This is a genomic window from Georhizobium sp. MAB10 (assembly GCF_045012825.1).
Classification (GTDB): Bacteria; Pseudomonadota; Alphaproteobacteria; order Rhizobiales; family Rhizobiaceae; genus Georhizobium; species Georhizobium profundi.
Map to the genome: position 1 here is coordinate 3346884 of NZ_CP118314.1, position 16110 is coordinate 3362993.

Below are 16110 nucleotides of genomic sequence, written 5' to 3' on the forward strand. Positions count from 1 at the left end.
TGTCTGTCCTCATGCCGCCGTCAGGGCGCCGCGCGCCGCGATCAGGCTTCCGGCGCCTTCGATGACGCTGATCTTCAAGGCTGCCGTTTCGTTCAACAGATTTTCTGCAGCAAATCGGCAGAGCGCGACGCGCGCATCCTCGTCCGATGCCAGAGCACCCTTGGCGAGATAGACACCGCCGGCGGCAAGCCCGAAGAGCCGCAGATAGGGTTGTGCGCTTGCCAAGGCCTCCTGCTGGCGGCCGGCCTGAACGGCTTGGCCAAGCCAGGTCGTTGCGGCTTCAAGATCGTCGATCGCGCGGGACAGCCGTTCGCCGGTGGTGCCGAAACCCTCGCGGTTGGACGCCGTCACGGCGTTCGCAATGTCGCGCAGTTCCGCGATGTAGCCGGCGACCTGCTGGCCACCCGAAAGCGGCAGCTTGCGCATGACGAGGTCGATCGCCTGGATACCGTTGGTGCCTTCGTAGATCGGCGCAATACGCGCATCGCGCATGTAACGGGCAGCACCGGTTTCTTCCACGAATCCCATGCCGCCGTGCACCTGCACGCCGATCGAAGCGACCTGGCAGCCGACATCGGTCGAAAAGGCCTTGGCCACGGGCGTCAACAAATTGGCGCGTTCCTGCCAGTGGCGCGCGTCGTCGCCGTCCGCAGCATGCGCATGGTCGATCGCATGGGCGCAGGCGTGACAGATGGCGCGGGCGGCCTGCGTCAGCGCCTTCATGGTCAGAAGGTCGCGCTGAACATCCGGGTGCTCGATGATCGGGCTCATGCCTTCGCCCGTGTCCCCGGGCGCCTTGCCCTGGCGGCGGTCCATCGCGTAGGCCAGTGCCTTCTGATAGGCGGCGTCCGCCACGGCTACGCCCTGCACGCCCACATTGAGGCGAGCGTTGTTCATCATCGTGAACATGCAGGCAAGGCCTCGATTTTCCTCGCCGATCAGCCAGCCGATCGCACCGGCTTCGTCGCCATGCTTGCCGTCGCCATAGATCATCGTGCAGGTGGGCGAGCCGTGGATGCCAAGCTTGTGCTCGATGCCGTTGCAGAACACATCATTGCGCACGCAGGGAGCGCCGTTTTCATCCAGCAGGAACTTCGGCACCAGGAAGAGCGAAATGCCGCGCGTACCGGCTGGCGCATCGGGAAGGCGCGCCAGCACCAGATGGATGATGTTGTCGGTGAGATCGTGCTCGCCGAAGGTGATGTAGATCTTCTGGCCGTAGATGCGGTAGCTGCCATCGTCGCGGCGTTCCGCGCGTGCTTTGAGCGCATTGAGGTCGGAGCCGGCCTGCGGCTCGGTCAAATTCATCGTGCCCATCCACTCGCCGGAGACGAGCTTGGCGAGATAGCGGTCCTTGAGCTCCTGCGACCCATGCTTGTCCAGCGCCTCGACCGCGCCGACCGTCAGAAGCGGGCCGAGCCCGAAGGCCATGTTTGCAGCAGCCCACATTTCGGATGCCGCGACGGACAGCATGGTCGGCAGCTGCTGGCCGCCATAGGCTTCGGGACCGGAGAGTGCGTTCCAGCCGCCCTCGATCCAGCGGTGATAAACGTCTTTCCAGCCGGGCGGCATGGTGACGACGCCGTCCTTCAAGGGCGTGCCGTGCTTGTCGCCGATTTCGGCGGTCGGTGCGAGTTGGTCGGTCGCGAAGCGGCCCGCCTCTTCCAGGATCGCATCGACGAGATCTTCAGAGAGATCGCCGAGACGTTCGCCGTCCAGCGCCTCTTTCAGACCTGCCACATGCTTCAGCGAAAATGCGATTTCGGAAACGGGTGCGCGGTACATGACACTCTCCCTTGTCATAGCCGGCCCCTGTCATAGCCGGGAACATCGATCGATTGCGACCCTGCTCGTAATCTAGTTTCAGATAAACGGGACGCACTTTCTGCTTTTTACGTAAAGGTAAGAGATACGGCAAGGGATGTTGTCTTTGCGCAATGATGCTGTATGGCCATCGAATGAACGATCTCAGCTTCGGAAACGGTGGTTTCCCGAGCCTTCATGCGGACCGGCGGACGCGCGGAGCTTCAATTGGCCGACATTCTCTCCATTGCAGATGCACCGGAACGCGCCATCGACGCGGCCTGCTCGGTGCTTGCGCGCGGCGATCTGCTCGGCCTGCCGACAGAAACCGTCTACGGGCTTGCCGCCGATGCCACCAATGGCGAGGCGGTTGCTCACATCTACGCCGCCAAGGGTCGGCCGCGGTTCAATCCGCTGATCTGCCATATGAGCGACCGCGGCATGGCCGAGATGCATGTGCGCTTCGAGCCGCTTGCGGAGAAACTCGCCGATGCCTTCTGGCCGGGACCGCTGACCCTTGTCCTGCCGCGTCTTAAACAATCGCCGGTGGCCTCGCTGGTCACCGCAGGGCTCGACACATTGGCGGTGCGGGTCCCGCGTGGGATCGCCGGCGACATCATCCGGAGATTCGGCAGGCCGATCGCAGCGCCAAGCGCCAACCGCTCGGGCCGCATCAGCCCGACACGCGCCGAGCATGTCGCCCACGATCTCGGTGAGGCAGTGTCACTCGTGCTCGATGCGGGCCCCTGCGCCGTCGGGCTGGAGTCGACAATCGTGAAGGTCGAAAGCGGCCGCGCGATCCTGTTGCGCCCCGGCGGTCTGTCGCGTGACGAGATCGAGGCGGTCACCGGACATTGCTTGCTTCGCCATGAGACCCCGGGCGCGCTGGAGGCCCCGGGCATGATGGCCTCGCATTACGCTCCGGACGCACCGGTGCGATTGAACGTGACTTCGGTCGCGCCTTCGGAAGTGCTGATCGATTTTGCCGACCAGCCCATCGTCGGCAAGGAACAGGCCCGCGCTGTCATCGAACTTAGCGCGTCCGGGCGCCTTACGGAAGCGGCGGCGAAGCTATTCGACGCTATGCAGCGTGCGGACCGGCTCGGCGGATCGGCGATCGTCTTCGCGCCGATCCCGACCACCGGTCTTGGGGAAGCCATCAATGATCGGCTGCAGCGCGCCGCCGCACCGCGTGGTGTCGAGCCTGACGCCGGTACCCAATTCGGTTGATTTGCCCTAGATCGTCTCAAATGAGCTTCTCCCCTTCCCTCACAGCATCCCTCATCGAGCGCTTTGCTGCCATCGTCGGGCCCGGCAATGCGTTGACCGAGCCCTCGGACACGCAAGGCTTCACCCAGGAGCATCGCGAGCTCTATCACGCCTCGACCCCGCTCGTGCTGCGACCCGGCACGACGCAGGAGGTCGCCGAGATCCTGAAGGTTGCCACCGAAACCGGGATCGCGATCATCCCCCAGGGCGGCAACACGGGGTTGACTGGCGGCCAGGTGCCGCTTGCGGATGGACCACCGGCAATCATCCTGTCGCTCACCCGCATGAACCGGATCCTCGACATCGACGCTGTCGGTGGCACGATGACGGTGGAAGCGGGCGTCGTTTTGCAGACGATCCAGGAAGCGGCGGCGGATGTGGGCAAGCTCTTTCCGCTTTCGCTCGGAGCAGAAGGCTCCTGCCAGATCGGCGGCAACCTCTCCACCAATGCCGGCGGCACGGCGGTGCTTGCCTATGGCAATACGCGCCAGCTTTGCCTGGGGCTCGAGGTCGTGTTGCCTACCGGCGAGGTCTGGACGGCGCTGCGCAAGCTGAAGAAGGACAACACCGGCTACGATCTGCGCGATCTCTTCATCGGCGCGGAGGGGACGCTCGGCGTGATCACCGCGGCTGTTTTGAAGCTCTTTCCCATGCCTGCCGGCCGGCAGGTCGCGATCGCCGGGCTGAAATCACCGGAAGCGACGCTCGAGCTCTTCCGCCGGGCCGAGACGCTTGCCGGGGGCGCTTTGACAGCCTTCGAGCTCATGGCGCGCATCGGCGTCGAATTTACAGCCCGGCACATCGATGGCGTTCGCGATCCTTTTGCTGAGCCTCATGGCTGGTACGCGCTGATCGAGATCTCGTCGAACCTCTCCGAGGAGGCCGCGCGGGATCAGATGGAGCATCTCTTAAGTGCGGCGCTTGAAGACGGCATCGCCGAAGACGCGGTCCTGGCGCAAAACGAGACACAGGCGCGCGACTTCTGGCACATGCGCGAAGCGCTCTCTTGGGCGCAGAAGCCCGAGGGCGGATCGATCAAGCACGACATCTCCGTGCCTGTCGCCGCCATTCCCACGTTCCTCGCGCAGGCCGAGCCGCTCGTGCAGGAAGTGGTGCCCGGCGCGCGGATCGTCGCCTTCGGCCATCTCGGCGACGGCAACATTCACTACAATATCTCCCAGCCGGTCGGCGCCGACCGTGAGGCCTTTCTGGCCCACTGGGACGCGGTCAGCGCGAAGGTTCACGCTCTGGCGCTTTCCTTCGGCGGGTCGATCTCCGCCGAGCACGGCATCGGCCAGATGAAGCGGGACGAACTCGCCGCCATCCGCGCGCCCATCGAGATCGACCTCATGCAGCGCATCAAGGCGGCCTTCGATCCGGCCGGCATCATGAATCCCGGAAAGGTACTGCGGACGAGCTGAGCTTCCGATTTGGTAACCATCGGAAAGGTCAAGGTTTTTTAACTGCGATTTTTAAGTGGGCCGGAACCCCGGCACCCTAAAGTCAGACACAACAGAGGGCGCGACCAAGCGCTCCGGCGGGAAGACCGGAAAACCGGCTCTCGAGAGTGTCAACAAGGGTGTGGTCAATGTCGAACACGGTTCTGAAGTCGCTAAGCAAGCCCGTCTGGGCAGGTCACGAACTCCGGCTGGATCCCGGCCATCTGCCGCAGCACGTCACTTACTGCGCGCGCAGCCAGGCCGAAGCTGTCACGATCACGATAGACAAACGCGGCGCGGTGATGCGTCGCAAGCTGCCGGGAAGCGGCCTGCCGCTGTCCGTCGCACTCCCCTCGCGCATCTTCGCAGGCGTCGCTGCCCGGGCCATCGATCATGGCGATGGCCAGATCACTGTCACGCTGGAATTGCACCACACCGATCCCGAGCTGTGCGTTCCGCTGCTCGTCTCACACGATCTCGGCGATATCGCAGCCGACTGGCGCAGTTGGGCCAGCGTCTTCAACCTGCCCATGCTCATGGTCGAGGCAGACGGCGTGGCACGCCCGCTCGAAAATGCCATCGGTCCGTTGACCGTGGGTCGTACGCGCCCGCGGCGCCATCATTCTTTCTTTGCCGATCGCCGGCCGCGCTTTCTGGTGCGCCGCAAGACCGGCTCGCTCGGAATATCCTGCCTCGTCATCGACGGTGAAGAGATCATAGCGCGTCGCTGATATCCAAAGCTCTCTAATATAGCGATATCTTAAATACAAATATCTGATATCTCGTGGAACGATAAAGTTCAGTCATCGTTCTTACAGCATCGGCACTGCACGACGCGCCCTTCGATAGTCTTATGACTGTTCAAACAAGGCTAGGCGTCGTGATTCCGAAGCTGAACGATCAATAAGACAGAAATAAATCTGTTACCGAGATTCTCAGGAGAACGACTTTGACCAAGGTTATCGCACTTCTTACCGCTACGCTGATGTCTTCCGCAGCGATTGCCGCCCCGATGGTCGGCGATCACAGCGCAACCGATCGCGCAGAAGCGCCGATCATCCTTGCACAGGCCGCCAGCAACAACGCCGACGCCGGCGAATCGCCGGATGGCCCGATCATCGAAGAAGAAGACACTGAAGTCATGGGCACTACGACGGGCCCCGACGAAGAGCAGGCCGACAATGACGGCGATGATGGTGAATCGCCTTCGGCAGCAGTCGTCGATGAAGAAGAACTGATCGATGAAAACGCTTCGGGCGTAACGACTGGCCCCGACGCATCGCAGGCCGCTGAGGACATGGACTCCGGCGCTACCCCGCGCGGTCCGGCTGCAGAACAGCCTGTACAGTAATCGATCGAACTGATCGCATTTCTACGACGAAGGCCGAGCAGCAATGCTCGGCCTTTTTCGGTTTTGGACTAGGCGCTGAGCCGGATGATGGCGCCCGCCAGCAGGCCGGCGAAGAGCAGCGCGCCGACGACGGTGTTCGATTTGAACAGTTTCAGGCACTCGTCGGGATTGTCGATGTCGAGCTTTCGCGTTTGGAAGACGAAATGCGCTGCTGCTGCTGCGAGGCCGAGATAGGCCACCACATGCACACCGGTCAGCACGAAAGACGCCAGCATGCAGAGCACGGCAGCCCCATAGAGACGATCGAGCCACACCTTCGTTCGATCCCCGAAGAGCAAAGCGGTGGAACGCACACCAACCAGCGCGTCATCTTCCTTGTCCTGATGCGCATAGATCGTGTCGTAGCCGATCGTCCAAAGGATCGCCCCTACATAGAGGATGACGGGCGCCACTGACAGTGTGCCGAAAGCCGTCGCCCATCCCATGAGCGCGCCCCAGGAAAAGGCGAGGCCAAGAAAGAATTGCGGCCAGTCGGTGAAGCGCTTTGCAAATGGATAGATGGCGACAAAGGCGAGCGAGGCGAAGCCGAGGACGATCGCGAAGCCGTTGAATGACAGAAGGACGAGAAGCCCGACAAGCGACTGCAGCAGGATGAAGATCTGCGCCTGGCCGCGGCTCACCCGACCGGACGGCAGCGGACGCGATCGTGTTCGCGCCACTTTGGCATCGATCTTGTGATCGACGAGATCGTTATAGGTGCACCCGGCACCCCGCATGGCGATCGCACCGATGGTAAAGAGCACGCAGTGGCGCACCAGATCGCCAAGCGTGTACCCCGCTTCGAGCACACCGGGCATGTTGCCGGCGAGCGCCGCCGACCAGAGGCATGGCCACAGGAGCAGCTGCCAGCCGATCGGCCGGTCCCAGCGGGCAAGCTGCGCATAGGGCCACAGGGTGCGCGGCAGCACCTTGTAGACGAAGTTTCCGGATGGTGCGTCGGCGACGCGGTCGCCTATATGGGATGTGTCGTTCATGCCGGATCAGTGGCAGCGGGACCTTGCGCGGTCAAGGCTCACGCGCCCGGCTGTCGAGCGTCCTCCTGACCCGCTCTGTTGGCCCACCCTCTTGACCCAGTTGCCCTCGCAGGCTTTACCCACCCGCAACACTGACCTGCCGGGGACTTGAGCTTCATGAACGTTCTTCTCATCGGATCGGGTGGCCGCGAACATGCGCTTGCCTGGAAGATCGCCGCCTCCCCGTTGCTCGGTCGCCTTTATGCTGCGCCCGGCAATCCGGGCATCGCGGAAGAAGCCGAGATCGTCGCGCTGACCACCGCCGACAACGATGCCGTGGTGGCGTTCAGCCGCGAAAACAGCGTCGACCTCGTCGTGGTCGGGCCGGAAGCCCCCTTGGTCGCCGGCCTCGTTGATGCGCTCGATGCAGCCGGCATCGCCGCTTTCGGTCCGACGGCCGCTGCCGCGCAGCTCGAAGGCTCCAAGGGCTTCACCAAGGATCTGTGCGCGGACTATTCCATTCCGACCGGCGCCTATCAGCGCTTCAACAATGCGCCCAAGGCCAAGGCCTATGTCCGCGCGCAGGGCGCGCCGATCGTCATCAAGGCCGATGGGCTGGCCGCCGGTAAAGGCGTGACCGTCGCCATGACGCTCGACGAGGCGCTGGCCGCCATCGACGATTGTTTCGAGGGTGCCTTTGGCGATGCCGGAGCCGAAGTGGTGGTCGAAGCCTTTCTCGATGGCGAGGAAGCGAGCTTCTTCTGTCTCTGCGACGGCGAGACCGCTCTGCCGCTCACCAGCGCTCAGGACCACAAGCGCGTCGGCGATGGCGACACGGGCCCCAACACCGGCGGCATGGGCGCCTATTCGCCCGCTCCCGTGATGACGCCCGAGCTGGTTGAGCGCACCATGCGCGAGATCATCGAACCGACGCTGCGTGGGATGAAGGCGCGCGGCATGCCCTTCAAGGGGGTGCTCTATGCCGGCCTGATGATCACCGAGAAAGGCCCCGAGCTCATCGAATACAATGTGCGGTTCGGCGATCCGGAGTGCCAGGTGATGATGATGCGGCTGAAGGACGACATCCTGCTTCTGATGAAGGCAACTGCCGACGGAACGCTTGCGACCATGAGCGCGCGCTGGCACGACGATGTGGCGCTGACCGTGGTGATGGCCGCCAATGGCTATCCCGGCGCTTACACGAAGGGCACGCCGATTAAGGGCATTGCCGAAGCTGACGCGGTTGAAGGCGCGAAGGTGTTCCATGCCGGAACGGCGCTGAGTGACGGACAGCTGACGGCCAATGGCGGACGCGTGCTCAACGTGTCGGCGACGGCAAAGGATGTCGCTGGCGCCCGAGACCGCGCTTACCAGGCCGTCGACCGCATCGTCTGGCCCGACGGGTTCTGTCGGCGTGACATCGGCTGGCGGGCGCTCGATCGCTGAGCCGCTAAGGTATCATTAAGCACTTTCCGACACCGGATCGAAAGGTGAAGCAGCTACCATCGCGGTCAACTCCGCCTCTAATTTGAGGCGGCCAGGCTTATCGAGGGTCGATCATGTTGCGCGTTCTTTTCGCAGTCTCCTTGGTTTCTGTGGCAAGCTTGCCGGCGGCAGCGCAGTCTGTCGAAACCTGGCAGCCGCGCGAGCCGGGCTTTTCCAGTGTGGATGTGATCACCTGCACCACCTGCCCTGAGAAGCGGCAGACCCAGGCCGAGATCGACCTGATGGCGCTTCAAGCGCAAGGCGCACGCACATTCCAGGAGAATGGCGTAGAAAAGGTGGCGCGCAGCGACAACATGCTGGGTGGCACACCCGTCGTCACGATCACGAGCGCAGACCTGCTTTATGGTAAACAACGTCCCGTGGCTGCAGCGGCTTCGACCGAGCCGGCGGGCGACGAAGCAGTCGAGATCATCGCTCCCGCCATGCCGGCATCGAGCGCCACGCTCGATATCCCGGCACAGGGCATCGACATGGAGGCGCAGACGTCATCGCTTTCCGGATCGATGAGCGCGACCAGCTTCGAGCTTCGCCTGAACTGATCCGAGCATCCGCCGACGTTTAACGGCAGACGCCCTTCGCCAGCGCGCTCTGGATACCGGCGACGTTCGACTTGCGGTCGAGCGTCTTCGCGATCGGCGCGCCTTGGCCTGAAATCCAGACCTTCATCTCGGCGTCCATGTCAAACGAACCGTTGTTCTCGACCGAGAACATCGTGATCGACTTATACGGGATCGACAGATACTCGCGCTTGCGCCCGGTCATGCCCTGCTTGTCGATCAGGATGATGCGACGGTCGGTGAAGATCATCTGGTCGCGGATGATCTGGAAACCGAGTTCGACTTCCTCGCCATCTGCCAGGATCGGCCGCAATTCCTCCGTCACGCCTGCAATGTCGAGGTCGGACGCGTGGCCGAGCAGGCCGCTGAACAGTCCCATGCGCTTGTCTCCAGATTGCCCCTGCGAAATTTCGCAGGAGAAACGTCAGGGACTGTTATTGGTTTCAGCCCACGATGCGTGAGAAATCGGCAACCTGCGCGGTGGCGGAACGAATACGCGCCAAAAGCGCCAGGCGGTTGGCACGAACGCTGTCATCCTCGTCGTTTACGAGGACATGTTCGAAGAATGAATCAATCGGCTCACGCAATGCCGCAAGCGCGCGCATGGCGGCCGAATAGTCTTCATTCTGAATCGCTTGGCCGGCTTCGCTCTCGGTTTGAATCACCGCGTTGAAGAGATGCTTCTCTTCCTCCGTGCGAAGAAGCGCGGGATCGACTTCATCGGCAACCGCAGTGCCCTTCTTCTCCTCCGCCGCCAGAATATTCGCCGCCCGCTTGGTGCCGGCGAGAAGGTTCTTTCCCTCTTCCGTCTCAAGCAGTTGACCAAGCGCCTGAACACGCTGGGAGACGGCCAGGAGGTCGTCGGCCTCAGGCGTGATAACAGCGTCGATCAGATCGTGCCGGGCACCCTGGTCGCGCAGGTAGACCTTGAGGCGATCGTGGAAGAAAGAGAGGAGGTTTTCGAACGTTGACTGACCGTCATCGATCTCGCTGGCTTTAACTTGTACAGCCTCGTCCAATTGCGCACGCATGAGCGCACGCTCAGCTCGAGACATTCCGTCGATATTCCGCTTGAACTGATCCCACATACGCTCCTCAACGAGACGAAGGGGGAGCCTCACGCCATTCTCCAGCACCAGCCGGATAACCCCGAGCGCTGCACGCCGCAGCGCGTATGGGTCTTTGCTGCCCGTTGGCTTCTCGTCGATCGCCCAGAAACCAACGAGCAGATCGAGCTTGTCGGCAAGCGCCACGGCGATGGTGACCGGGTCGCGAGGCACCGTATCCGTGGGACCGAGCGGCTTGTAGTGATCTTCGATGGCGGCGGCGACGGCGGGATTTTCGCCCTGCAGCTCGGCATAGCGGCGGCCCATGAGGCCTTGCAGTTCGGGGAACTCGCCGACGGCATCGGTGGTCAGATCCGCCTTGGCGAGCACGGCGGCGCGGTCGGCAAGATCGGGATCGGCGCCGACGATCGGAGCCATTTCACGCGCCAGGCGCCGAATCCGGTCGACGCGCTCCCCTTGCGTGCCGAGCTTGGCATGGAACGTCACGCCCAAATGGTCGAGCTTCGCCATGCGCTGGTCGAGCGGCTTTTTCAGGTCTAGACCGAACTTCTCGGCAGACGCCGTCAGCGTGTCGAGGTCGGGCAGATCGCCCTGGTCGGACTGCCAGAAATAGAGCGCGTCGGAGAGGCGCGCGCGCACGACCTTGCCGTTGCCGTGAATGATTTCCTTGCCGCCATCGCTCGCCTCGATGTTGGCCACGAGGATGAAGCGGTTGGACAGCCCCTCGCCCGACTGCGGACGGAGCACGAAGCACTTCTGGTTGGCCTTGATCGTCAGCCGGATGACTTCCGGCGGGATCGACAGGAAGGCCTCGTCGAAACTGCCCATGAGAACGACCGGCCATTCGACGAGACCGGAGACCTCTTCGAGCAGCGCCTCGTCCTCGACCAGTTCGAGACCAGACGCAAAAGCGAGGTTCTTGGCGTCGGTGGCAATGATTTCCTTGCGGCGCGCGGGGTCGAGCACGACATGCGCCTTCATCAGCTTGTCGGCGTAGTCATCAAAGCGGCGCACGGTAATCGCGTCGGGCGCATGAAAGCGATGGCCGTAGGTGACGTTGCCGGCGCGGATGCCGTCGATCTCGAAATCGACCACGACTGGCTCTTCCGTTTCCGGCCCGAAGGTGCAGAGAATGGACTGAAGAGGGCGCACCCAGCGCAGCGATCCGGGCTTTGCCGATGCCTTGCCCCAGCGCATGGATTTCGGCCACGGGAAATCGCGGATGATGCCGGGCATCACATCGGCAATGATCGCCTCGGCAGCGCGGCCCGGCTTTTCAATCACAGCAACGTAGAACTCACCCTTCTTCGGATCGGCGACGATCTTCGCCTGGTCGATGGAGGCGAGCCCTGCGCCGCGCAAAAACCCCTCGATCGCCTTTTCCGGCGCGTCGGTGCGCGGGCCTTTGCGCTCTTCCTTGAGATCGGCCGACTTCGCCGTCAGGCCGCGAATGTCGAGCGTCAGCCGGCGCGGCGTCCAGTATTCCTGCGCGCCTTCATAGGTGAGCCCTGCGTCGACCAGCGCATCGGTCACGAGCTTGCGCAGATCGCCTGCGGCCTTGCGCTGCATGCGAGCGGGGATTTCCTCGGAACGAAGTTCAAGCAGAAGATCGGGCATGGGTGTATCCGAAATGAATGGCAGGCGAGCCAGCCGTCAGGCTGCGGCGGCGATCGATGCTCCGCCGGCATCGGTCAGGAGGAACGCTTCGCCGCACGCCTTCGACAGGTTGCGGACCCGCAGGATGTAGCTCTGGCGCTCCGTGACGGAGATCACGCCGCGCGCGTCCAGCAGATTGAAGACGTGGCTTGCCTTGATGCACTGGTCGTAGGCGGGCAACACGCATTTGTGCAGGCGCTGATTGGCATTGTCGCCAGGCGCGCCCGCTTGCAGCAAAGCCTGGCATTCCGCTTCGGCGTCCTCGAAGTGCTTGAGCAGCATCTTCGTGTTGGCGAATTCGAAATTGTGCCTCGAATATTCCTGCTCTGCCTGCAGGAAGATGTCGCCATAGGTGACCTTCTCGTCGCCCTCGCGGCCGTTGAAATTTAGGTCGTAGACGCTGTCGACGCCCTGCACATACATGGCCAGGCGTTCCAGGCCGTAGGTCAGCTCGCCGGCGACGGGCGCGCATTCGATGCCGCAGACCTGCTGGAAATAGGTGAACTGCGACACTTCCATGCCGTCGCACCAGCATTCCCAGCCGAGCCCCCAGGCACCGAGCGTCGGGCTTTCCCAATCGTCTTCCACGAAGCGGATGTCATGCAGCATCGGGTCGAGTCCGATCGCCTTCAGCGAGCCGAGATAGAGCTCCTGCAGGTTCGGCGGCGATGGCTTCAGGATGACCTGGTACTGGTAATAGTGCTGCAACCGGTTCGGGTTTTCGCCGTAGCGACCGTCGGTTGGGCGGCGCGAGGGCTGCACATAGGCAGCGTTCCAGGGCTTCGGCCCGAGCGCCCGCAGCGTCGTTGCCGGATGGAATGTACCGGCGCCAACTTCCATGTCGTAGGGCTGCAGCACGACGCAGCCATAGCTTGCCCAATAATTGTGAAGCGTCAGGATCAGGCCCTGAAACGAGCGCGTGGGGTTCATGTGGTCGGTGGTCATGACATGTCCCGGTCCGGTCAAGCTTGGTGTGGCGGCATCCGCCTCAAAGGTCGCGGGACAGGTGCCACGCAGGCTATCGCCGGTCAAGCGGCGGCGGCAGCCGAAGCAACGCCGGTTAGTCCGTCTTGTCGCGTTTTTCCAGCCGGTACTCGCCCGTCACCGGATCCTTGACCAGCGTTCCGGTCGAGCGGTTTTCCGCTTCCTTTTCGGCCTGGCGGACACGGGCATTCACGCGCTCGGCCTCCTTCAGCAGGCGGCGATAGCCATACCAGGCAATCGCCCCCACCGCTGCCAAAAGCAGGATCTGCGGCATTCTTGTCTCCGGGAGATCAGTCTTCACAAGCCGTAACGGCCCCAGATTGCCTTGTTTTTCAATGCATCCGCAACACCCTGCGTCGCACTTGCGGCAATAGTTTGAGCGAAATCGTCGCCGCCGATGGAAGCCGGGATCCGGCCGCCAAAGAGGCCGCGCCGAGGCGCGATCAGGCGTGTGCGCATCTTTTCGCCATAGCGGGCCTTGAGAAAACCGTGCATGTCGCCGAGCTCATCGACGAGCCCAAGCTCGCGGCCCTTTACGCCGGACCAGAACAATCCGTTGAAAAGCGTGTCATCGTCCGCCGCAAGCTTGCCCTGACGGCGCGCTTTGACGAGATCGATGAACGTGGCATGCACATCGCGCTGCAGCGACTTCAGGTGCTCCACGTCGGTTTCCTTCTCCGGCTGGAACGGGTCGAGCGACACTTTGCTCTGGCCGGCGGTGTAGACGCGGCGCTCCACGCCGATCTTTTTCAGCAGTTCGGGGAAACCGAACGAGGCCGAGACAACGCCGATCGATCCAACGATGGAGGACGGGTCGGCGATGATCTCGTCGCCGGCAAGCGCGATCATATAGCCGCCGGACGCAGCGACGTCCTCCACGAAGATGTGGACGCGCTTCTGCTTCTCCTCGGCCAGATCGCGAATGCGCTTGAAGATAAGCCGCGACTGCACGGGTGACCCGCCTGGCGAATTGACGATGATCGCGACGGCAGGCGAGCGCTTCATCGAAAAGGCCTTGTCCAGGCTACCGGCGACGCTTGCCAGGTTCAGGGCCGGACGAAACTGGCTTCCGCCGGTCATGATCGTTCCCTGCAGGCGGACGACTGGGATGATCGTGAGGTCCTTCTTCATCCGCCGGGGGAGAAGTGCGTCATAGAAAGCCATTGCGCCGCCTTGCCTGTTTGAAGGTTCTTGTCTTGGGAGATGTATGTGCCGTCCTGCCAAACGCAATGGCGCTCAGTCAGTTGCAGCGATCGTGCATGAACGTGGCGCAAGTTCAGCGGGGATAGTCGCAAAGGCCGTTATTCAGGGCGTCCACGGCCGGCGAAAAAGCATGGCTTTCCCCCTCGTGCATCACCAGCGGGGAGCGCAGGATCAGGGATGCCCTGCTGCCTTTGATCGCGGTGACGAGAATACGGATCGCCGGTTCGCCCACGCGCGGATGGACGGGCGTGATCTGAAGGCCACCGAAGCGGCGCCCACATGCGGCGATGATGTCGCCGATCGAGACGGGCCTCGCGATGAGGGATAACTGCCCGCCGGGCTTTGCGATCGCGCATGCCGTGCGGATCCAGTTCTCGAACAGGCCCGTCGGCATGGCATGAGCTTCGGCCTTGATCCGGTCCGGCGTCTGGCGGTCGGCTTCCGGATTGAACGGCGGATTCATGATCACATGCTCGAAGGCATCGTCCTTGAGGCCCACAGCGACACGCGCCCGCCCCGTCAGCGTCACGTCCGCCTCGACGATATCGATGCGATCCTGCAAATGCCGGTTCTGCTCGAGAATAAGCGATCGGCGGGCAAAGTCCGCCATCATTGCCGAGCGTTCGAATAGGGTGACTCTCAGTGTGCCAACGCGCGAGGCAGCGGCCAAGCCGGCTGCGCCAGCACCTGCGCCGAGATCGGCGAGATGGCCTTTGGCCGATCCGGGCACCATCGCGGCAAGAAGCATGGCGTCCATGCCGGCACGGTGGCCCCTGCCCTTGGGCTGCACGAGCGCGAAGCCGCCGCGATGGAAGGCGTCGATCGTCTCGACAAATTGATCGTCTTCGCGGGCAGAAGATCCGGTCACCGAACCCTCACCGCTGTTCGCGCAGTTCCTGGCCGATACCGGCATCGATCATCAGCCGGCGCGCCTCGATGGCCCGATCGGAATCGACGAGAATGCGCTTGGCAAGCACGCCGATCGACCCCTCCGCGATGCTCATGTTCTGGTCGGCGATGAAATAGCCGATCTCCGCTTCCTTCAGAAGACTTTCGGCAAAGGAGATGATCACCGGATCGTTCGTCCTGATCAATTCCTCCATGGCCGTTCCTTTCATCCTGCGCGTCGCTGTGAGCGCGCCAATTCGCCACTTGCCGGGCAACCCGCCCCTTTCTATGCTTTCAACCAGAATTTGAACAGGAGTGTGAGCGCGTGGGCGTCGTCATCCCGCTGGACGAGAAAAAGAATCAGGCAGCGTCTGTCAAACCTTTGCAGGATTTGACGAAAGCCGACATGGAGCGCGTCAATCAACTGATCCTGGCTAAGGCCGGCTCCCATGTGGAGATGATCCCGGAAATCGCGCGGCATCTGATCGCATCCGGCGGCAAGCGACTGCGCCCCATGCTGACGCTCGCGGCCGCGCAGATGTGCGGCTATTCCGGCGATCATCACATCAAGCTCGCGACCTCTGTCGAGTTCATGCATACGGCGACGCTCCTGCATGACGACGTGGTGGATGAAAGCGACATGCGTCGCGGATCCTCCACCGCGCGCATCATCTGGGGCAACCAGGCAAGCGTGCTCGTCGGCGACTTTCTGCTCGGCCAAGCGTTCAAGATGATGGTCGAGGTCGGTTCGCTGGATGCGCTCGACGTGCTGTCAAGCGCGGCAGCCGTAATTGCCGAAGGCGAAGTGCTGCAATTGTCCGTCGCCAAGAACATGGAAACGACGGAAGACGACTATCTCGCCGTCATCCGCGCCAAGACGGCCGCGCTCTTTGCCGCGGCTGCCGAAGTGGGGCCGATCGTCGCCGGGTCCGACAAGGCGACCCGCAAGGCGCTTTCGTCCTACGGCACCAATCTCGGTCTCGCCTTCCAGCTCGTCGACGACGTTCTCGACTATGGCGGCAAGGCTGCCGATCTCGGCAAGAATGTCGGCGACGATTTCCGCGAAGGCAAGGTCACGCTGCCGATCGTGCTGTCCTACCGTCGTGGCACGGAAGACGAGCGCGCCTTCTGGCGCTCGGCGATCGAAACAGGCGAAAACGACGATGTCGCGCTAGAAAAGGCGCTCGGCCTGATGACCAAATACAACGCCTTGTCGGACACGATCGCACGCGCCAACCATTATGGCGACATGGCGCGCGACGCGCTCGCCCCGATGCCCGAATCAGAACACAAGGCAGCGTTGCTCGAAGTGATCGATTTCTGCATCAGCCGCGTGACCTGAGGGCGCAACATCGGCCAAGGCGCGCTTTGCCG

The 16110-nt window shown here is 62.7% G+C and carries 16 protein-coding genes; 7 read left to right on the forward strand and 9 right to left on the reverse strand.

The features are described from left to right. Positions 1–9: 9 nt before the first annotated feature. Positions 10–1785: an acyl-CoA dehydrogenase gene (locus PU133_RS16020; protein WP_404862490.1), complete on the reverse strand. Its 1776-nt coding sequence runs from the start codon at positions 1783–1785 to the stop codon at positions 10–12. Positions 1786–2031: 246 nt separating this feature from the next. Between PU133_RS16020 and PU133_RS16025 the strand changes: the two genes are divergently transcribed. From PU133_RS16025 to PU133_RS16040, 4 genes are all read left to right on the forward strand, one after another. Further along, entirely contained in the window at positions 2032–3033 is a 1002-nt protein-coding gene (locus PU133_RS16025) for an L-threonylcarbamoyladenylate synthase (RefSeq protein ID WP_404862491.1), read from the forward strand. Positions 3034–3053: 20 nt separating this feature from the next. Next, positions 3054–4493 (forward strand): FAD-binding oxidoreductase, encoded by a 1440-nt coding sequence (locus PU133_RS16030; protein WP_404862492.1) that lies wholly within the window; start codon positions 3054–3056, stop codon positions 4491–4493. A gap of 167 nt (positions 4494–4660) precedes the next feature. Next, the gene (locus PU133_RS16035; protein WP_404862493.1) at positions 4661–5242 is read left to right on the forward strand and encodes a DUF6101 family protein; all 582 of its coding nucleotides are present in this window, start codon (positions 4661–4663) and stop codon (positions 5240–5242) included. A 218-nt stretch (positions 5243–5460) separates the two neighbouring features. Beyond that, positions 5461–5862 carry a hypothetical protein gene (locus PU133_RS16040; RefSeq protein WP_404862494.1) on the forward strand — a complete coding sequence of 134 codons (402 nt, stop codon included), beginning with the start codon at positions 5461–5463 and terminating at the stop codon, positions 5860–5862. Between the two features lie 68 nt (positions 5863–5930). On the opposite strand, the gene ubiA is transcribed toward PU133_RS16040, so the two are convergent. Beyond that, positions 5931–6896, reverse strand: a complete 966-nt coding sequence (ubiA, locus tag PU133_RS16045) for a 4-hydroxybenzoate octaprenyltransferase (protein ID WP_404862495.1) — start codon at positions 6894–6896, stop codon at positions 5931–5933. A 156-nt stretch (positions 6897–7052) separates the two neighbouring features. Between ubiA and purD the strand changes: the two genes are divergently transcribed. Then, complete coding sequence (gene purD / locus PU133_RS16050) at positions 7053–8321, forward strand: phosphoribosylamine--glycine ligase (protein ID WP_404862496.1); 1269 nt, start codon at positions 7053–7055, stop codon at positions 8319–8321. Between the two features lie 113 nt (positions 8322–8434). Continuing rightward, a complete protein-coding gene (locus PU133_RS16055; protein WP_404862497.1) occupies positions 8435–8920 on the forward strand; it encodes a hypothetical protein in 486 nt (161 codons plus the stop codon). A gap of 19 nt (positions 8921–8939) precedes the next feature. Here PU133_RS16055 and PU133_RS16060 read toward each other — a convergent pair whose 3' ends face one another. The 7 genes from PU133_RS16060 to PU133_RS16090 form a co-directional block, all read right to left on the reverse strand. Next, entirely contained in the window at positions 8940–9317 is a 378-nt protein-coding gene (locus tag PU133_RS16060; protein WP_404862498.1) for a PH domain-containing protein, read from the reverse strand. A gap of 64 nt (positions 9318–9381) precedes the next feature. Then, positions 9382–11622, reverse strand: coding sequence for a glycine--tRNA ligase subunit beta (gene glyS / locus PU133_RS16065; RefSeq protein WP_404862499.1), 2241 nt, complete (start codon positions 11620–11622; stop codon positions 9382–9384). A gap of 36 nt (positions 11623–11658) precedes the next feature. Next, positions 11659–12606 (reverse strand): glycine--tRNA ligase subunit alpha, encoded by a 948-nt coding sequence (locus tag PU133_RS16070; RefSeq protein WP_126011163.1) that lies wholly within the window; start codon positions 12604–12606, stop codon positions 11659–11661. 115 nt (positions 12607–12721) lie between these two features. Beyond that, complete coding sequence (locus PU133_RS16075) at positions 12722–12919, reverse strand: hypothetical protein (protein ID WP_126011164.1); 198 nt, start codon at positions 12917–12919, stop codon at positions 12722–12724. Between the two features lie 23 nt (positions 12920–12942). Then, a complete protein-coding gene (locus PU133_RS16080; protein WP_404862500.1) occupies positions 12943–13809 on the reverse strand; it encodes a S49 family peptidase in 867 nt (288 codons plus the stop codon). Between the two features lie 112 nt (positions 13810–13921). Beyond that, positions 13922–14716: a tRNA1(Val) (adenine(37)-N6)-methyltransferase gene (locus PU133_RS16085; RefSeq protein WP_404862501.1), complete on the reverse strand. Its 795-nt coding sequence runs from the start codon at positions 14714–14716 to the stop codon at positions 13922–13924. Between the two features lie 7 nt (positions 14717–14723). Continuing rightward, complete coding sequence (locus PU133_RS16090; RefSeq protein ID WP_404862502.1) at positions 14724–14951, reverse strand: DUF2007 domain-containing protein; 228 nt, start codon at positions 14949–14951, stop codon at positions 14724–14726. 110 nt (positions 14952–15061) lie between these two features. On the opposite strand from PU133_RS16090, the gene PU133_RS16095 reads away from it, so the two are divergent. Next, positions 15062–16078 carry a polyprenyl synthetase family protein gene (locus tag PU133_RS16095; RefSeq protein WP_404862503.1) on the forward strand — a complete coding sequence of 339 codons (1017 nt, stop codon included), beginning with the start codon at positions 15062–15064 and terminating at the stop codon, positions 16076–16078. Positions 16079–16110: the final 32 nt, after the last annotated feature.

What these genes read in the sequence shown, in the direction of transcription:
- PU133_RS16020 (WP_404862490.1), bottom strand. Translation starts at nt 1,785, where the DNA reads ATGTACCGCGCACCCGTTTCCGAAATCGCATTTTCGCTGAAGCATGTG.
- PU133_RS16030 (WP_404862492.1), top strand. Translation starts at nt 3,054, where the DNA reads ATGAGCTTCTCCCCTTCCCTCACAGCATCCCTCATCGAGCGCTTTGCT.
- PU133_RS16035 (WP_404862493.1), top strand. Translation starts at nt 4,661, where the DNA reads ATGTCGAACACGGTTCTGAAGTCGCTAAGCAAGCCCGTCTGGGCAGGT.
- ubiA (WP_404862495.1), bottom strand. Translation starts at nt 6,896, where the DNA reads ATGAACGACACATCCCATATAGGCGACCGCGTCGCCGACGCACCATCC.
- purD (WP_404862496.1), top strand. Translation starts at nt 7,053, where the DNA reads ATGAACGTTCTTCTCATCGGATCGGGTGGCCGCGAACATGCGCTTGCC.
- PU133_RS16055 (WP_404862497.1), top strand. Translation starts at nt 8,435, where the DNA reads ATGTTGCGCGTTCTTTTCGCAGTCTCCTTGGTTTCTGTGGCAAGCTTG.
- PU133_RS16060 (WP_404862498.1), bottom strand. Translation starts at nt 9,317, where the DNA reads ATGGGACTGTTCAGCGGCCTGCTCGGCCACGCGTCCGACCTCGACATT.
- glyS (WP_404862499.1), bottom strand. Translation starts at nt 11,622, where the DNA reads ATGCCCGATCTTCTGCTTGAACTTCGTTCCGAGGAAATCCCCGCTCGC.
- PU133_RS16070 (WP_126011163.1), bottom strand. Translation starts at nt 12,606, where the DNA reads ATGACCACCGACCACATGAACCCCACGCGCTCGTTTCAGGGCCTGATC.
- PU133_RS16075 (WP_126011164.1), bottom strand. Translation starts at nt 12,919, where the DNA reads ATGCCGCAGATCCTGCTTTTGGCAGCGGTGGGGGCGATTGCCTGGTAT.
- PU133_RS16080 (WP_404862500.1), bottom strand. Translation starts at nt 13,809, where the DNA reads ATGGCTTTCTATGACGCACTTCTCCCCCGGCGGATGAAGAAGGACCTC.
- PU133_RS16090 (WP_404862502.1), bottom strand. Translation starts at nt 14,951, where the DNA reads ATGGAGGAATTGATCAGGACGAACGATCCGGTGATCATCTCCTTTGCC.